The organism is Tranquillimonas rosea (assembly GCF_900111315.1).
Lineage (GTDB): Bacteria > Pseudomonadota > Alphaproteobacteria > Rhodobacterales > Rhodobacteraceae > Tranquillimonas > Tranquillimonas rosea.
The window spans coordinates 209,804-225,382 of the sequence record NZ_FOGU01000001.1; the positions used below are offsets into that span (position 1 = coordinate 209,804).

14 protein-coding genes, 1 tRNA gene and 2 pseudogenes are annotated in these 15,579 nt (G+C 62.1%); 5 read left to right on the forward strand and 12 right to left on the reverse strand.

Features of this window, described 5'->3' with window-relative positions; genetic code table 11:
- Window positions 1-135: 135 nt before the first annotated feature.
- Complete coding sequence (locus tag BMZ25_RS00945; RefSeq protein WP_092687043.1) at window positions 136-1,134, reverse strand: helix-turn-helix transcriptional regulator; 999 nt, start codon at window positions 1,132-1,134, stop codon at window positions 136-138.
- Between the two features lie 881 nt (window positions 1,135-2,015).
- Between BMZ25_RS00945 and BMZ25_RS00950 the strand changes: the two genes are divergently transcribed.
- Window positions 2,016-2,903: a hypothetical protein gene (locus tag BMZ25_RS00950; protein WP_143071472.1), complete on the forward strand. Its 888-nt coding sequence runs from the start codon at window positions 2,016-2,018 to the stop codon at window positions 2,901-2,903.
- Between the two features lie 30 nt (window positions 2,904-2,933).
- On the opposite strand, the gene BMZ25_RS00955 is transcribed toward BMZ25_RS00950, so the two are convergent.
- On the reverse strand, window positions 2,934-3,866 hold the full coding sequence (locus BMZ25_RS00955; RefSeq protein WP_092687049.1) for an IS5 family transposase: 933 nt from the start codon (window positions 3,864-3,866) through the stop codon (window positions 2,934-2,936).
- Between the two features lie 89 nt (window positions 3,867-3,955).
- On the opposite strand from BMZ25_RS00955, the gene BMZ25_RS00960 reads away from it, so the two are divergent.
- Complete coding sequence (locus tag BMZ25_RS00960; RefSeq protein WP_218142502.1) at window positions 3,956-4,324, forward strand: hypothetical protein; 369 nt, start codon at window positions 3,956-3,958, stop codon at window positions 4,322-4,324.
- A 235-nt stretch (window positions 4,325-4,559) separates the two neighbouring features.
- On the opposite strand, the gene BMZ25_RS00965 is transcribed toward BMZ25_RS00960, so the two are convergent.
- Complete coding sequence (locus tag BMZ25_RS00965; RefSeq protein WP_092687052.1) at window positions 4,560-5,234, reverse strand: hypothetical protein; 675 nt, start codon at window positions 5,232-5,234, stop codon at window positions 4,560-4,562.
- On the opposite strand from BMZ25_RS00965, the gene BMZ25_RS00970 reads away from it, so the two are divergent.
- The 3 genes from BMZ25_RS00970 to BMZ25_RS00980 all read left to right on the forward strand — a co-directional run bounded on the left by BMZ25_RS00970 (window position 5,206) and on the right by BMZ25_RS00980 (window position 7,409).
- Window positions 5,206-6,249: a hypothetical protein gene (locus BMZ25_RS00970; RefSeq protein ID WP_143071473.1), complete on the forward strand. Its 1,044-nt coding sequence runs from the start codon at window positions 5,206-5,208 to the stop codon at window positions 6,247-6,249. The genes BMZ25_RS00965 and BMZ25_RS00970 overlap by 29 nt on opposite strands.
- Window positions 6,250-6,612: 363 nt before the next feature.
- Window positions 6,613-7,005 (forward strand): hypothetical protein, encoded by a 393-nt coding sequence (locus BMZ25_RS00975; RefSeq protein ID WP_092687057.1) that lies wholly within the window; start codon window positions 6,613-6,615, stop codon window positions 7,003-7,005.
- Complete coding sequence (locus BMZ25_RS00980) at window positions 7,005-7,409, forward strand: hypothetical protein (RefSeq protein WP_092687060.1); 405 nt, start codon at window positions 7,005-7,007, stop codon at window positions 7,407-7,409. Before BMZ25_RS00975 ends, BMZ25_RS00980 begins: the two co-directional genes overlap by 1 nt.
- A gap of 118 nt (window positions 7,410-7,527) precedes the next feature.
- Here the strand turns inward: BMZ25_RS00980 and BMZ25_RS00985 are convergent.
- From BMZ25_RS00985 to BMZ25_RS01020, 9 genes and pseudogenes are all read right to left on the reverse strand, one after another.
- Window positions 7,528-7,899, reverse strand: a pseudogene (locus tag BMZ25_RS00985) (transposase); the annotation flags it as partial.
- A 49-nt stretch (window positions 7,900-7,948) separates the two neighbouring features.
- Entirely contained in the window at window positions 7,949-8,317 is a 369-nt protein-coding gene (gene tnpB, locus BMZ25_RS00990; protein ID WP_092687063.1) for an IS66 family insertion sequence element accessory protein TnpB, read from the reverse strand.
- Between the two features lie 10 nt (window positions 8,318-8,327).
- Window positions 8,328-8,732 (reverse strand): transposase, encoded by a 405-nt coding sequence (locus BMZ25_RS00995; protein ID WP_143071474.1) that lies wholly within the window; start codon window positions 8,730-8,732, stop codon window positions 8,328-8,330.
- Window positions 8,733-8,844: 112 nt separating this feature from the next.
- Window positions 8,845-9,084: pseudogene (locus tag BMZ25_RS01000) on the reverse strand (transposase); the annotation flags it as partial.
- 84 nt (window positions 9,085-9,168) lie between these two features.
- Window positions 9,169-11,610 carry an SIR2 family protein gene (locus BMZ25_RS01005; protein ID WP_092687066.1) on the reverse strand — a complete coding sequence of 814 codons (2,442 nt, stop codon included), beginning with the start codon at window positions 11,608-11,610 and terminating at the stop codon, window positions 9,169-9,171.
- A 247-nt stretch (window positions 11,611-11,857) separates the two neighbouring features.
- Window positions 11,858-12,058, reverse strand: coding sequence for a hypothetical protein (locus BMZ25_RS20360; RefSeq protein ID WP_143071475.1), 201 nt, complete (start codon window positions 12,056-12,058; stop codon window positions 11,858-11,860).
- Window positions 12,059-12,339: 281 nt separating this feature from the next.
- On the reverse strand, window positions 12,340-14,202 hold the full coding sequence (locus BMZ25_RS01010; protein WP_177190346.1) for a site-specific integrase: 1,863 nt from the start codon (window positions 14,200-14,202) through the stop codon (window positions 12,340-12,342).
- Window positions 14,203-14,541: 339 nt separating this feature from the next.
- Window positions 14,542-14,616 (reverse strand) — tRNA-Asn (locus BMZ25_RS01015).
- A gap of 58 nt (window positions 14,617-14,674) precedes the next feature.
- Window positions 14,675-15,574 (reverse strand): MBL fold metallo-hydrolase, encoded by a 900-nt coding sequence (locus tag BMZ25_RS01020; RefSeq protein ID WP_092687072.1) that lies wholly within the window; start codon window positions 15,572-15,574, stop codon window positions 14,675-14,677.
- Window positions 15,575-15,579: the final 5 nt, after the last annotated feature.

The following is a 15,579-nucleotide window of genomic DNA, read 5'->3' on the forward strand; positions in this document are numbered from 1 at the left end:
TTGGTTACTGACCGCGACAGAACCTGTCGCCCCCTCGCCGGAACATATCGGGAGGCATCGCGGGACGATCCGTCGGATGCTCGCCGGCAGGATGTTCGGCCGGGACGATTTCCGCGGTCTCGCGGCAAGGACGGGCTAAGGCGGAGATGGAAAGTCCGACCTCCGATGCGCAGCGACCATCTCGGCGAGCCGCGGCGGCGCCAGCACCTCCACCCGATCGCCCCATTGGTAGAGATGCCAGGCCATCTCGAGGAGACCCGACGCGAAGAACCGAACCGTCAAGGCGCCGTCCGGCTCCTCGGTGAGCGCCTGATCGGGATGAAACACGAAATCGCGCGCGATCGCCGCGGCCTCCGGACGGAACCGCCACACCACCTCTCCGTATTCGCCCGCCTCATGGTAGGAGCCAAAACCCTCCGCGGCATGGGCCGCCAGGTCGAAATCCGGATCGCGCGAAAAGCTCTGACCGTCGACCCGCGCGCGCTGCATCCGGTCCAGCCTGAATCGTCTCAGGCTGCCGTCCTCCCCGACCGGCCGCGCAACGAGATAAGGCCGGGTGCCGAGCAGCAGCCCGTAGGGCTCGACCCGCCGTTCCCGAGCGGCTCCGTCGCGCGCTCCCTGGTATAGGAAAGTCAGCCGGAACGGTGCGCGCAGCGCTTCGGTGATGGCGTCCAGCAGCGTCGGATCGGCGCGCACGCGCGGGCCGGGCCGGGAAGCGAATCCTTGCGCCTCAAGCAGCGCCTCGGCATCGGATTCCGCCCTTCGCGCATGAGGTGACGGCATCATCGACAGCAGGCGCTCCCGCAGCGTCCGCAGGCTCGCAGCGTCCTTCTCGATACCGTCCCGCTCCGCGCGGCGGATCGCCATGTCGAGCGCCACCAGCTCGCGATCCTTCAGGCCCTGCGCGTGCGCGAGACGGATATCGGAGGTCCGAACCTTCCAGTATTTCCGTTGCGCCTCATCGATAGAAATCTGGACGATGGGGAAGAAGTCCTCGATTGCTTTGGTCATCCGTTGCGCTGTGCGACGATCGACGCAGAACTCTTCCTCGATGTCCTGAAGCGCAACGCCGCGATGCCGGGCTGCGGACATTTCGGCGAGGCGAAGAATCTGAAGCGCTTTTGTGAATGACATCTGACAACGGATCAACTTGTCTGGGCACAATTCTCCAGACCGTCTTCGCGGTCAATCGAAGCGAGACAACCATTGCAGCCTTGAGGCCCAATGCGGCGCCGTTGGGGGAATCTGATCACACAGGCCAGCACTTCGCGATGCCGTGATCCAGCCTCGGGCGTGTTCGCACACGAGGCCACCGGCAGCACTGCGACGACGACCGTCGGCGCGCCAGTTTCGCTCCTGCTTTCGGTCCTCGGAACGAAGGGCTCACCGGGGTTGCTCTTGAGGAACTCGCCACGGACGCGTCCGAACATTGTGACGAGGCTGCCGTCGTGCGGCGCGTCGCGGGTTAGCACCAGCGGGCATTTGCCCTAACGTCACCGCGCGCCTCCGAGCTCGGGCCGTCAGATTCCCAAGCGTGGGGCCGCCCATCGAGTCCCGTCTTGACCGCTTCACGCGCCACTCTGGGCATCGCTTCCAAGGTTCGCGCGTTGGTTTTGCGGAGTCCATAGCAAGTAGACCCTCGGTTCGAACGGTGGCGGGATCGATGAGCCGGGTGGCGGTAAAGTCGTGGAACTCGCACTCTCAGTTCCACGCAGCCAGCGCGTCCATCGACCGGGAAGCTGCGGGTAGACGATCAGCAGGAAGAGCGCACCGCCTCGGTGACATGAAATGGATATTGCGCGATCAGTCCGCCGGAGTCATGCTGACAACATACCGATTGTGAAAGGAAATTCTTGTTTCTCCGCCTCCTGATCGTCTGCGTCGCATCACTCCTGCCGGCGGCGCTCCCGGCCATGGATTTTTCGCTCGAGCGCCTCGACCTTCGGCCTATCCGCCCTCCCACGCTGCACCTCACCGCCACCGGCGAGATCCGGAGCGGCGACACGGAAAAACTGATGGCACTCCTCGCTGGCGCCGACAAGAGCGACGTGCGCGATGTCCTTTTCCTCTTCGACAGCCCCGGCGGCTCGCTGATGGAGAGCCTCAGGATGGGGAACTACATCGCCGACATCCCAGCGATCGTCTCGGCCCAGGTCGGCGGCTCGGACATGCCGGACGCGATCTGTGCCAGCGCCTGCGTCTATGCCTACATCGCCGCGGACTACCGCTACCTCTCCGGCTCGGGGCGCATCGGCATCCACCAGTTCGGCATGTCGGAAGGCACGCTCGACGGCACCGAGGGGCTGGCAATCGGCCAGTCGCTCTCGGGGCTGCTCTCGGGCTATATCCGCGCGAACCGGACCGAGCCGGAACTCTTCGAGGCGATCTCCGCGATCGACCATGACGACATCCTCTGGGTGCCGCGCGAGGAGCTCGAGGACTGGCGGGTAGTGACCAACGACGTCTATGACGAGGAGGCTGGCTACATCAATCTCGACGGCAAGATCGCGCTGCGGATGAAGCACGTCTCGATCAACGGCGACAGCTTCCTCACGCTGTTCTGCACCGGCAACGGGATCGCGGGGCTCGCCGACCTGCACGAGCCCGACCTCGCGGCCTACGGCCAGTTCGATCTCGGCATCGACGGCGACTGGGTCCCGGCCGACACCTGGGACGTGGTCGACCGCAGCAACGGCCGGGGCCGCATCCTCTTCGAGATGCCAGCGGATTTCGCCCGCGCCGCGCTCACCGCCCGCAAGATCGGCGCGCGCATGGTCGCCCCGAGCGGCGACATCTTCTTCGGGTTCCAGCAGACCCTGCGCGACGGGCTTGTGGCGGAGATGATCCGTGGCTGCCCCGGCGCGACGGAGGCGCCCGCCGGCTTTGTTGCGCAAAGGGCGTGAAGCCCGGACCTCCCCTTTCCCCGGACTTACTTATCCTACGGGCTCTGTGACAGGTATGCCGAGCGCGGTGTAGCCGTTCAGCACGGCGGCTCGGATCTGGAGTTCGGCGACCTGACGATCGAAATCGCGTGCCGTGAGGCTCTGCCCCAAGAGCTTCACGCAGTGCATCTTCGTCTCGGCGCGGCTTCGGCGGTGGTATCCGCTCCACTTTCGCCAGATTGCCCGACCGAGGTACTTCGCTGCGCGCAGCGCCTCGTTCCGGGCAATGGCGCCAGCAGTAGATGGCTTCCAGGGTTTGGCGTTCCTGCGCGGCGGGATGACGGCATGGGCGCCTCGGTCTGCGACGGCGTCGTGGCACCTGCGCGTGTCGTAGGCTCCGTCTGCCGTGACCGAGGCGATCTCCACATCGGTGGGGACCTGGCTGAGCAGCTCAGGCAGCATGGGCGCGTCACCGATGTTGCTCCCGGTGATCTCGATGGCGCGGATCTCCAGCGTCTGTTCGTCGACGCCGAGGTGGATCTTGCGCCATAGACGGCGTTTCGCGCCACCATGCTTGCGGGCATGCCACTCGCCTTCACCCTCTGCCTTGATGCCGGTGCTGTCGATCAGCAGGTTCAGCGGCCCGTGCGAGCCACGGTAGGGAATGGACACCGCCAAGGTCTTCTGGCGTCGGCTCAGGGTGCTGAAATCCGGCACCGCCCAGTCGAGGCCGACCAGACGCAACAGACTCTCCACGAACCCTGTCGTCTGCCGGAGCGCCATGCCGAAGAGGACCTTCGTCGTCAGGCATGTCTGGATCGCGGCATCGCTATATTGCGGCTGCCGGCCTCGCTTGCCGGTCGGCGGCGGCACCCAGGCCATGTCCGGATCGAACCAGATCGTCAGGGAGCCGCGCTGCTTCAGCGCTTCGCTGTAGGCCGACCAGTTCTTGGTCTTGTAGCTCGGCGGGATAGGTCTGCTCATGCCGACCAGCTACCACGTTGGATTCACGAGATGAATCCACCACACGGCCTTTTGCGCAACAAAGCCATAGCCCAGGGGTAAAGGCGAATGTGCTGTTCTTCGACAAGAAGCCTGCATCGCGGGAAATTCAGACGAAAGAGCTATGGGTCTACGACTACAGGACGAACGTCCACAAGACTCTGAAGACAAAGCGCCTGGTGCGATCCGATCTCGATGATTTCGTCGCGTCCTACCATGCGCGTGTCGAGACTGAACGATTCCGCAGGTTCACCTACGAAGAGATCGCCACACGTGACAAGCTGAACCTCGACATCTTCTGGATGAAGGACGACAGTCTGGAAGACTTGGACAGCCTACCGAACCCGGATGTCATCGCGGCAGAAATCGTGGAGAACCTCGAAGCAGCGCTGGAACATTTCCGGGGAGTTCATGAGGAATTGCCCGACGAGGCCACCTGACACTTCTCGCACCTTCGCTGAAACAGGTTCCGAACTCACGAATGCAACGATTTCGCTGCCTTCCTTGGGACAAGAGCCTACGATCAGCGCTTTGTGCCGGTGACGTCCGATAATACAGCGCGAAGCTCCTCTCGGACCGGTTGGTTATCCTGCGTTTTTGGAGTTCCCGCAGCGGCTACCCAACACGAAAAACGGCCGCCCGAAGGACGGCCGTCTTCCTACTCGAGGTTCCGAACTACTGAGTCGCGGGCGTTCCCCGACTTGCGACAATCTCCGTCAGCGCAGCGCGAACACCATCGCGGTTCTTCGGATCGCGCAATTCGGCCAGCAGGTGGTCGAGACCGGTCGGCTCACTGCTGAGCCGCTCGACCTCGGCCTGGGCGACGCGAAGCGTTTTCTGGCTCTCTGCCAACTCTTCCGCCATTTCGTCCCGCTCACGCGCAAGCGTGTGACATGCCTCCTTTGCTTCGGCGAGGCATCCTTCGAGATCCGCGATGCGATGCTGCGCATTACGCTTGTCGGCACGGAGTTCCTCGCACGTCTGGTCGGCGACTGCTTGGGAGACCGCGTGCTGACGGGCAAGAACCAGCAGCAATTCCCGACCTGCGGCTGCTGCCGCCTCATCCACCGCGGCCGCGATGCCATCAGGGAGAGCCTTGAGCAGAGCTTTGTTCTCCGCGTCGACGATCTCTGCGTGGGCCGCAGCGACCAGGCTTTCGAGGGCCTCCTGCCGGATTGAGCCCTTGACCCCATGGTCGTTGCACAGCTTCTCCTTGACGTAAGGAGCGTCAAGCTCGGCGGCGGGGAGACCGGCGGCAAGGCCCGCCTCGATGATCTCGCACACGAAATTGGGGTCGTAGCTCAGTGGACGACCACCGGCGTTGATCCTGGTCTGCTTGGGTTTCGTCATGGGGAGTTTGTCTTTCGGTTTGTCAAACCGGGTTAGACAAACCCGGCATGAATGTTGCGATCGTCAGGTCGCTGTCGACATCACGCCCTCGAGCATCCGCACCAAGCTCCGGGAGGACCAGGCTCGCGTCGAGACCGGCGATCGTCGTATCGGCGGCGTTGCTATCGCCGTGGGCAGTCTCGCGGGCTTGGCTACTGCGCTCAGGCCGGAGCGGTCTTGGGAATGGTTGAAGACTACGCGAGATCGCCTGAAGAAACTTGCCAAGTCTCACGGGTCCAGGAACGCCTCGCGCGCGGTGAATGCTGCGGAACTGAGGGCTGCCGGCCAGCAGCTTCTCGCGACGGCTGATGCAGCCCACGCGGCCGCACGAAAACGGAGGGAGTTCGTCGCGGCGCACACGAAGGCGCGAACGGCGCTCACCATGATCCTGCTTTCCGAAGCTCCGATCCGGATCACCAGTTGCGCTGAAATCGAACTCGAGAGCACGCTTCTCGGAGATCTTGCTGGCCTGTTCCTCGACGCCTCCAGCACCAAGGAAGGCGCGCGAGACCGGCGCGCCTTCAGCACAACGCTGGTCGATGCGATCGGCCGATATATTCGCCTCCATCGCGCCGTCGTCGCGGCTCCGGGTGAAACCCGTTTATTCGTCGGCGACCGCGGTGGTCCGATCTTGCCCGGCCGGCTCTCGGAATGCCTTGGGGATTTCACCGAGCCGGTTTTCAAGGTTCGAGTCACGCCGCACGCGATCCGGCATTCGGTCGGCAACTTCATTGTCGCCTCGGCGCCTGAGGAAGCGGCACTCGCCAGCATCATCCTCAATCACCGGGGCGACGCGGTGACACCGGTCTATCACCAACGAGCAGATCAGATCGTGGCATCCAGGCGGTTGGGGGCAGCGACCGAGAGCGCCGCCGCCGCCTTGTCGGTCGACACAACACCGACCCGCAGGCGGCAGGGCAAGGTAAAAGCGCGTCCGCATCCGAAAACTCGCCGGAGAATGAAGAGCACTGTCTAAACGCTGCAATGAATAAGCCACAGCAGCGTTGTGGTTTGGGCCACTCATCGCCCAATCCGACGACGTCCCAGTTCTGGTTCTCTCCACCTCGCGTTCCGTGGGGAACGAACATTCCGATCGGGCGAACTAATTTTCGCCCGAAGCGAAGCCGATGATCGGCGGATGACGTACGGGAAATCTCAGCAGAGCGATGCTGAATGTGGACCTGCTTGATCCGCGCCCCTCGGGTGAGGGCGCGGACAAGACGGCCACCAACGGAAGACATGGGAGATGAGAGGAGGCACCCCGCGATACTATCGGACCGGAAGCGCGGTCCGAGCTTGACGGGTCATCGGGACCCGGAGTTCTCGAAGGAGATTCACCATGAACTACGATATCCACGACATGCGCGCCTCGCTTCGGGCGGCTGAGCAACGCCGCGAATTCATTGCCTGGCTTCGAGCCGACGCGGATCGTCTTGTCTCGTCAGCCGAGCTTCTCGGCGGAAAGGACTGGGAGACCCGCTCACGGGCAGTGGCCGAGGCGATGGCGCGTGGGGACGTGCCCGAGGCGGTGGAGGAAGAACTGAAGGACCTGCACCGACTTCTGACGCTGGAGTTCACTGATGACATCGAAAGCGAAGAATCCGCCCGCTTCGCTGCCTTGCATCCAGACGACCCTCGCGCCGATGATGCGCGCCTATGCGCCGAGGCGTTGGAGAGGGGGATCGATGCGTTGCGCGCCTTCGCTGCCGTGGCAGTCAAGGAGGTGGCGTGATGGACAGGATCGCTGAGATTGTCGCCGACGCGCTCGGACAATCCCGCCTCGTGCGGAAGTGTCTCGATGCGAAGATCATTCCGATACTCGATCCGCGGCATCGGAGCTTCGCCGGCGACATCAGCCGGCGGATCTCATCGCGGAACATCGTGAACGAGGCCTTCCTGCGCGACATCGAGACACTGATCGTTCGCATTGGCGAGGAGGCCGAAAGCGAGACCTCCTACGCTTGGCGCGGCCACGAACACGATCCGGAGTGCGGCTATGCCGTGCCCCTCCGCACAGAGCGTGCGGGAGCGCTTCAACTCGTGCAGGACGAGCTTGTGGAGCTCGCGACGCTCGTGCAGGCGGCACTCGACGCCGCCGAGGCCTGCGTCATCGCCAACGCTCTCTTCGACACGTGAACCAAGCGGCGCATCGCCAGATGCGCCGCCTTGACCGCACGACCCCGAGCTGCCTGCGACCAAAGGCGTCTTCTCCATGTCGACGGTGTTTCAGGTCGGGTCTCAAAAACCACCTTTGCAGCCCCATCGCCTGCACCAGATCGTCCACCCGGCGAGTCGAGACGCCACCGATCCAAGCCTCCTGAATGACAGCGACCAGCGCCTTCTCCGAGGTCCTGCGTGGCTCGAGAAAGCCGGGAAAGTAGGAGCCCTGCCGTAACTTCGGCACGCGCAGGTTCAGTGCCCCCAGCCGGGTGTCGCGCGCCCGGTCGCGATAGCCATTTCGGTAGCTGGTCCGGGCCTCCGCCCGTTCGTGGCGCCCGGCGCCGATCACGCCTTCGACGTCGGTTTCCATGATGAGCTGAAGAACCGCCTCGGCGACGGCGCGGAGGAAATCACCCTCGTCGTGCTTCTCAAGCAGATCGGTGAGGGACATGCTGGACTTGGTCATCGGGATCTCCGTGAGGGCGTGGTCGAAGTCGGCAAACTCCACCGCGACCTTACACCTCGATGGCCAACCCACTTACACCGCGGCGACACGCGGGATTTCTACCACCTCCTCGGACACTAACCTCCAGGAGATAGCCCATCTGAGCCGCAGAGATCTGAACGACGTGGCCAGTGAGGCTAACCGGCCAGATGAACTTCCCCGCCTCGAGCCGCTTTGTATAGAGCGACATGCCGACCCCATGGTGCCAGATCAGTTTAATCAGGTCGCCTTTGCGCCCACGGAAACAGAAGATCTCACCGGCATGGGGATCGCGCCCCAGCCCTTCCTGAACCTGCAAGGCTAGCGTGTTCATTCCCCGACGCATGTCGGTGACCCCACCCGCGATCCAGACCCGCACGCCGGCCGGAAACGCGATCATGCCCGCTCCACTACCTGGATAAGCCGCGCAAGGACAGAGGCCTCGGTAGCGGCGGCGGCCACAAGCCGGCGCCCGTTCGCCAGGATGATCTCGACCCGGTCATGCCCCGCGTCTTCCGCCGGCCCCCGCACATCGGTGACACCGGCCCGAGCGCGCGGTCCGGTGTCACGGCAACAGGCGAAAAATGCGTGCGATCTCCATCGCCGATCAGCAGGCCCTCCCGCACCTCGCGACGCCATCGCGTCAGAAGCGAACGAGAAATGTCGTGCCGCCGAGCCGTCGCCGCAGCCATACGGGGCGCGGCGTAGCTTTCCTCCACGATCCGCACTTTTTCTGCGTCCGTCCAACGACGTCGCCGGCCAGTATCCGTGACAGAGAGAACCTCTACCTGGGACATGAAGCTATGGTCTACCATAGCTTCAGGGTCTTAAGCGACATCCAAGCCCGTGCTCAGGCGGCGCTCACCGCAGGTTTACGTTGGAGCGGATTCTACCTCAAACTGGAGGAAGAAACGGGTCTCAGGTCACCTTGCACAGCCGGCGTTCCGACCTGATCCCCATCACATAGCCGATGACGAGCATGCGAATGATGAGTTCCGGGTCGATCGACGGCCGCCCGGTGTGACTGTAAAAGCCGCGAAGACCTGCATGCAGTTCGCGGAGATCGAGGAAGCGGTCGATCCCGCGCACGAGGTGGTTCTCCGGAATATGCGTCTCGAGATCGAACTCGTAAAACAGCCGCGCATGCACCTTTTGAGTTCCCAGCATTCCGTGCCCTCCCGCTCCCGTAAACAAAGGGAATCAGAAGCTTCGGCCCCGGCAAGCCTGGAGTTTTTCAACACTCATCAGCCCCTATCCGACCTTGTCGAGCGCCGATTGGGCCTTGTCCCTTTGATATCCGAGAGGAACCACGCCAACTCGCTTACGTGCATATGTTGTAAGCTCATCAAGCCACTTTTGGATTACCTCAATATGCCCTTCGTCCATGCGGTAACCCAACACGCCAAAGCTACGCACGACATCTGCAAGGGTCTCGAACGGATAGTACTGCGGGTTGTCCTGGCGTAGAGTTTTGGCGGTCAATTCTATCGCAGTTTTGAAATCTCTGAACAAGTCGACCCCAGCGCGGTTGGTTTTTTCGCCTCGCAACATCAGGAACTTTGCGCGCCGGTCGTCGAGCTGTCGCCGGTCGAAAGTGATTCCGGTGCGGTATTCGAATTCGTTGGCTTCACGATACCCCTGATCAAGTAGCTTTTCAGCCACAAGAATTTCGCCAGCCGCACATTTGGCCATATGCCATTGCATCCAAAATAGCGGCATTCGCCGGATTTGCGGCGCCTGCTTATTTTGCTCAAAGAATCGATCTATTTCATTACTATTGGTGACCAAATCGGAAAGAATGGAGAATCGCATTAATTGAGTGAACATGCGCTGCTCGAAAGGAGTGCGATAAATCGCTGCGAGGCTCTTTAGTATTGGAGAGATGACGTCGACGACCTCGGCATCGCTGAACAGGTTTTGTAGGATGTTCTGAGCCCCAATCGAGGGTACCGTCTGGATCATATCACCGGTTCGACGCACAATCCGGAAAGTATCAGTGCCGATTCTCGCATTCAGCCCGTCGATTATCGAGCCATAATCCGTCTCCATCGCATTGCTGAGGAAGGACACCGGCGCATTCTCTCCGATATGGCTGACATAGAGTGCGGTTATGATCGCGGCGCGCTCAGTCCGGCTGAGCGATATTTTATTGAACTCCTCACGATACCGATCAGTAACGTAGTCAGACCTAAGCAGCCGCATTAGGAAGTGCGGTAGGCTTGCTTGGCAGCTACTCTGGATGAAACGAAGACGCGCACCAGCGTCAAGCGCGCGAAAATCACGCCACCCGGCGATCTGATCGGCAAGGTCGCTCAGGGTGCTCGCCTCGTGCTCGTCAAGACGAACAAGGGGCATTTTTCGGAAGCTACCGAACCGTTCCAGCGATGCGAGGCCAACAGGGCTCGCATCTACCGCCACGGACCGGCTGGTGAGGATCAAGATACCTTCCTGCGCATCGAACTGACGCGCGATACTGGCAAGTCGGTCTGCTTGTAAATCAAAGCAGTTCTCGATGATCAGCACCGCATTTGGCGCATGATGGAGAATGTCTGCGACCTCGTTCAGGACGTTTTCATAAGCTTGGCGCATCCGATAGACAGGCCGCGCACCCGACAAGCGGTAGGCAAGATCTGTTGTGAGCAGGGTCTTCCCATCGCAAGGATATCCCTCAAGAAGAATTATCCGAGTGTCACCTGCAATCGCGGCCAGAGTGCCCTGTATGGCGCCGCGCTGAATGTGATATTCAGAAATGTCGTTGGAGGCATCTCGCGCAAGTTGCGAGTGGTCCACCTTGCCGTACAGAAACAAATCTTCTATTTGTACTTGAGTGGGCACCGCAGCCGAAGGTTCTTCAGGCGTGTATTTCGTGAAGCTGGCAAGGCGAGGCTCTTTCGGTGCGTCCTCGGCCAGAAGCCGTCTGATAGTATCGGCAAGCCCGGCTCGGCCGTTGAAGAACGGTGTGCCAAGTTTCTTTTGGGCGGCGGTGACATCAGGGTCGGCTTCGGCAGTCGGTCGATTGATAAAAAATGCCTTTTCACGCAAGCCAGTCAGATCGTTGATTGCTTGATTGAGGTGGAAATCGCCGGCATTAAAGCCGACGAACACCACGATTTGAGCCTGATCAATGTCGCGCCGAAAGCGGTCGAGCCACTTATTTACATAGGTAAGCCTCGAGTAGCTATCGGCGCCGAGCACACAACTATCCTGGATATTGTGTATGTCCCATTTCTGCACATAGCCGTGCAGATGGATGATTGGAAGATTCGGCGTCGCCGTCTCGGGATCGTCGGTGTTATTGAGGGCCTCTACCGGTTTATGCGCGGCCTTCGCCGCAAGCTCGAGCGCATCGTCGTAATTTGTTGTGTAGGCGGCCTGCCAAGGATAGCTTAGCAGATCGGTCATATCGGCGGTTACGTTGGATACGGCAAACCGGTCTTTCAGGAGTTTCATCATGCCGTTGTCGGCAATCTGTTCCTGTAGGGCGTCCGCGGCGTTTCGCAGATCCTTGTATGGCGGCTCTTGACGGAGTTCGCTATTGAAGAGATCAAGCAGCTGGGCGCCTGTGCCAAGAGTTTCATCCGGCTTGAAATTCAGGCAATCAGCGGAAAATCCCGCACCGCAGAACAGGACAGCCCCCCCGTTGCGAGCCATGTTAAGACGCTTCTGGAATTCAACAGTAGAATTGTCTTCCATAGGTTCAAACTCCTGATATGAAATTTTCCTTTGTCAAGATTTGACGGATTTTAGCCTGCGATTATCCCTTTATAAGGTTCGCAGGGCGGTTATAAGGTAGCCTTACGCTCCCTTCAACCGGCTACTCTCTCTCAGTGCCGTCTTGCCGTCCTCTTATTTATTATACCAGAGAAGTCCATCTTGGCTCGGGCCGCGAAGGGTAGTTCTTGTCTCAAAAGTTGGCTTCCCAGCATGGTGGTAATTTCGCTCAACGGATTTTCGACACCCAGGACAGCCGGCTTATACTGAACGTTTCGGGCGGATCGGAAGCAGGCGTCCTCGTGGCCAAGTCGAAATCTCGCGATGCTTCGCCAACTTGAGCGCGGCAATGACCTTCAGCATTTCGCGCATTACCGGCATTCGTTTCTGACGCAGCGAAGGTCAGCTTCTCGCCCTTCGTGTCGATCATCCCGGAACCGCTCGGCACAGCGCGGCTGAATGTCCGGTTCTTCGGCTGGTCTTGGATGCGCTCGCGCCGGCGGCGAATGTCGGCTCTCCGCCCTATCTTCGGCGGCGTTCGCGGACGCGGCGAGCATCGAGCAGACGCAGCGAGCGTTAGGAAGGTCCGCATACCCGACCACCACGCGTTGCGGACACCCCCTATTGTTTTCCGCGTAATCTCTTACTGCTGCCACATGGTGCCGGCGCCGGCAAACGAGATGGTTACCTGCGAGACGCCGGAACCACGCATCACGCGAAGGTCTTGGCGCGGTGAGAGCCCAGGTCCGTCACGCTGGCCGAAGCGACGTCCCCGAACGGCGAGCGGATCATCGAAACATCGATCACCACGGCATTCACGCAGTCCCTCAGCGTGGTCATGGAGAAACCGCCCGGGTTGTAGTTGGTGATGCCCACATCGCGTTCCACGTGCCCCATCAGCGCCCGTCGGTGCGAGTCCTGGCGTTCGGCCTGAATCAGGAGGTGGTTGAACGTGGTGCGGAAGCTGTGGAAGTCCCGCTGCGCGTCATAGATCCTGTGCTCGTGGCGATACCTGGTGAACCGCTTGGAGAAGGTTTCGGTATAGGTCTTCTTGGTCTTGCTGCGCTCGAGCCAGGGGAAAAGACGGGGTTCCCCTGCCCTTTTCAGCATCGCGACGAGTTGCATGAAACCGAGTTTCAGCAGGTTGTCATGGATCGGAATTGTCCGACGCGAGGCCTGGCTCTTGAGGCTCTGGCCCGGCCCCTGCTTCAGCACGATGCACGGGATATCGTCGATGACCTGGATGTCGTCGACATGGAGTTGAAGGACCTCCTCGCTCCGAAGTCCCATGTGGACCGCTACGAGGGGCGCCCAGAACATCGGATCACCCACGTCGTCGAGCTTGTCCTGGAAGATCGGCGTGCGGAAGAGCCCATCGAGCTTGCCGCACCAGGTCTGGCGCTCGTTGTCCTCCTGTAGGATCTCTCGGCGTTGGTATTCCGCCTTCTCCCAGATGTGATCGGCCATGATGTTGGTCGACAGATGGCCCTTCTTCACCAGGAAAACAGTGGTGCGCTGGAAGTCTTGCATGTGGCGGTAGATCGTCGCGGCCCGCAAGCGCGCGATTCGATCCTTCAGAAGCTCGGATTCGATCTTGCCCGGGCTGGCTCCCTGTTTCTCGAGCCTGGCGCGCGTGATCTCCCGGTTGCGCCTCTCGGTCGCATCCGCGTCGTCGGCCGCCTCCTGGGGCGACAGCTTGCTGGTCTTGGCCTGATAATTCCTGGGCAGCCGTGGCATCAATTCCCAAATCATCTTCAGTTCGTCATCTTCGATTTCGTCGAAGCGCTTGTTGCCGATAATCCGCGCGATCAGCACACCGGTCGAGCGGACGTTCGGCCCGGAATTCCGGGCCCAGCTCGCGCCGGCTTTCTCGTCCGCCTGTTCGGTCGGCTTGAACGATTTGTATCCCCGGCTGCGAGCGGCGACGTAGAGTTCCGTCGCCTCCGTAATCTTGGGGCATGGATTGCCGTTGCTGCACGGCTCTGGCGCTGGAGGGACTTGTGGGATGAGATCGTGCGCGGGAGCCGCAGTTGGCACGCTTGCAGGCGCAACCGGCTGCGTCACGGGCGCCGCTGGCTGCGATGCCGCGGCGCTGTCGCTTCCCGGCGGCGCCACCGGCAGCACGACCGCATTGGGGCCGGGAGTTGAACCGAATGTCGCCGACGTCGGCGCACTGCTGATCGGGACCGTGCCATCGACGAGCGGCCGGGCGGCCTGGAGGGCGGCACAGGGCCCCTGAAATTCACCACGATCCCGACGGAGGTTCTCCTGTTCCGCCTCGAGCATGACTCGCAGCGCGCGGAACGCGAGCCGCTGCCAGTCGGGATCGGTCTCGTCGAGGGGGATGCCGAGGCGTGCGGCAACCTCTCGCAGCGGGTTGCGGGCCCGCTCGCGGTCGCGGGTCGCGATCGCGTGGCGCAGCGTCTCGACAGCCGCATTGGCACAGGCAAGATCATAGGCCGCAACTTCAGGCGTCCGCAGGGGGGCCATTTCGCGCGCGACGTCGGCCGCCTCGATCAGGAAGCGGCAGAGCTCCACGAGGAGCCTTTCGATGATGTCGGGCGCGATCGCCATCGTTCTCTCCGTCACTCCGGCGAAGGCGATGTCGCTCAGAAGCGTAAGCTTCTGAGCGAGGGCCTTCGCGTCGGGGAGGACGTGGGATCGAAGGGAAAACAGGAGTGAGATATTTTTCGATGGGGTGCAGATTCTCAGGACGCGGCGGGGCCAGCGCCGGCGCCAGTGGTAGCCCGTCGGCCGGTATTCGAGGTGCAATTGTGCCGAGACCCATGACCGCATGTCTTCGACTCCTGTGCCAGCGTTTGTGCCGAGCGCGGTGACAGGAATCGTGCCATATCGGGCAGTCTGCGACTCTCAGCGCAGATTACCCAAGGATTTCAGGGCTTTTGAGAATTTTGGCTCCGGCGGCAGGGATCGAACCTGCGACCAATTGATTAACAGTCAACTGCTCTACCGCTGAGCTACGCCGGAACACGGAGCGGCGTATAGCAACAGTGGCGGGGGGCGTCCAGAGGGGGATGGAAGAAAATTACACGAGCATGAAGGTGGCGTCGGGAGACAGCCTCGGGATGGCGCCGACGCGGCCGCGGCCGGTCAGGTCGACGAGGTGCGCGAAGACGTTCCGCTGCGCGGCGGCATGCAGTTCGACCGGCGTGTCGGAATAGAGCGCGGCGGTCAGTTCGGACGGAGTGCGCGGCGCGTGTGACAGCGCGTCGAGGATCTGCGCCTCGCGGTCGCGGCGGTGCCCGATCAGCCAGTCGAGCCGCTCTGCCGGCGCGTCGATCGGGGCGCCGTGGCCGCTGTGAAAGACCTCGGCGTCGAGCGTCTGCAGGTACGCGCAGGAGGCCATGAAATCCGTCAGGTCCCCGTCGGGCGGCGACACCAGCGAAGACGCCCAGCCCATGACGAGATCGCCGGTAAAGACCGCCCCTTCCCACGAGAAACACAGGTGATTGCCGAAATGGCCCGGCGTCCAGTGCGCGGTGAGCGTCCAGTCCTCGCCGGAGACCACTACCCCGTCGGCCAGCGTCTCGTCCGGGGCGAAGGCGGCATCGACGCCCTCGCCGCCGCCCGCGAGTCCCTCGGCCGCGAGGCGCTGCATCACCTCCGAGCGTCCCGCCCTGGGCCCGCCATAGGCCAGGACCGGCGCCCCGGTCGCACGCGACAGCGGCCGTGCCAGGGGCGCGTGGTCCAGATGGGCATGGGTGACGAGGATGTGGCTGATGCGCCCTGCCCCCGCGGCACGCAGGATCTCGGCCATGTGGCCGGCATGGTCGGGGCCCGGGTCGATCACCGCGACCTCCCGCTCGCCCACGAGGTAGGTGTTCGTGCCCCAGTGGGTCATCGGCGACGGGTTTGGCGCGAGAATCCGTCGCAGGCCGGGCGCGAGCGTCTCGGCGTGGCCCGGTTCGGGGGCGGATGTCGTCATCTTCG

Bases quoted from the DNA above. Each gene is read 5' to 3' on its own strand.
- BMZ25_RS00945 (WP_092687043.1), bottom strand. From the start codon at position 1,134: ATGTCATTCACAAAAGCGCTTCAGATTCTTCGCCTCGCCGAAATGTCC.
- BMZ25_RS00950 (WP_143071472.1), top strand. From the start codon at position 2,016: ATGGCACTCCTCGCTGGCGCCGACAAGAGCGACGTGCGCGATGTCCTT.
- BMZ25_RS00955 (WP_092687049.1), bottom strand. From the start codon at position 3,866: ATGAGCAGACCTATCCCGCCGAGCTACAAGACCAAGAACTGGTCGGCC.
- BMZ25_RS00965 (WP_092687052.1), bottom strand. From the start codon at position 5,234: ATGACGAAACCCAAGCAGACCAGGATCAACGCCGGTGGTCGTCCACTG.
- BMZ25_RS00975 (WP_092687057.1), top strand. From the start codon at position 6,613: ATGAACTACGATATCCACGACATGCGCGCCTCGCTTCGGGCGGCTGAG.
- BMZ25_RS00980 (WP_092687060.1), top strand. From the start codon at position 7,005: ATGGACAGGATCGCTGAGATTGTCGCCGACGCGCTCGGACAATCCCGC.
- tnpB (WP_092687063.1), bottom strand. From the start codon at position 8,317: ATGATCGCGTTTCCGGCCGGCGTGCGGGTCTGGATCGCGGGTGGGGTC.
- BMZ25_RS00995 (WP_143071474.1), bottom strand. From the start codon at position 8,732: ATGGTAGACCATAGCTTCATGTCCCAGGTAGAGGTTCTCTCTGTCACG.
- BMZ25_RS01005 (WP_092687066.1), bottom strand. From the start codon at position 11,610: ATGGAAGACAATTCTACTGTTGAATTCCAGAAGCGTCTTAACATGGCT.
- BMZ25_RS20360 (WP_143071475.1), bottom strand. From the start codon at position 12,058: ATGATCGACACGAAGGGCGAGAAGCTGACCTTCGCTGCGTCAGAAACG.
- BMZ25_RS01010 (WP_177190346.1), bottom strand. From the start codon at position 14,202: ATGGCGATCGCGCCCGACATCATCGAAAGGCTCCTCGTGGAGCTCTGC.
- BMZ25_RS01020 (WP_092687072.1), bottom strand. From the start codon at position 15,574: ATGACGACATCCGCCCCCGAACCGGGCCACGCCGAGACGCTCGCGCCC.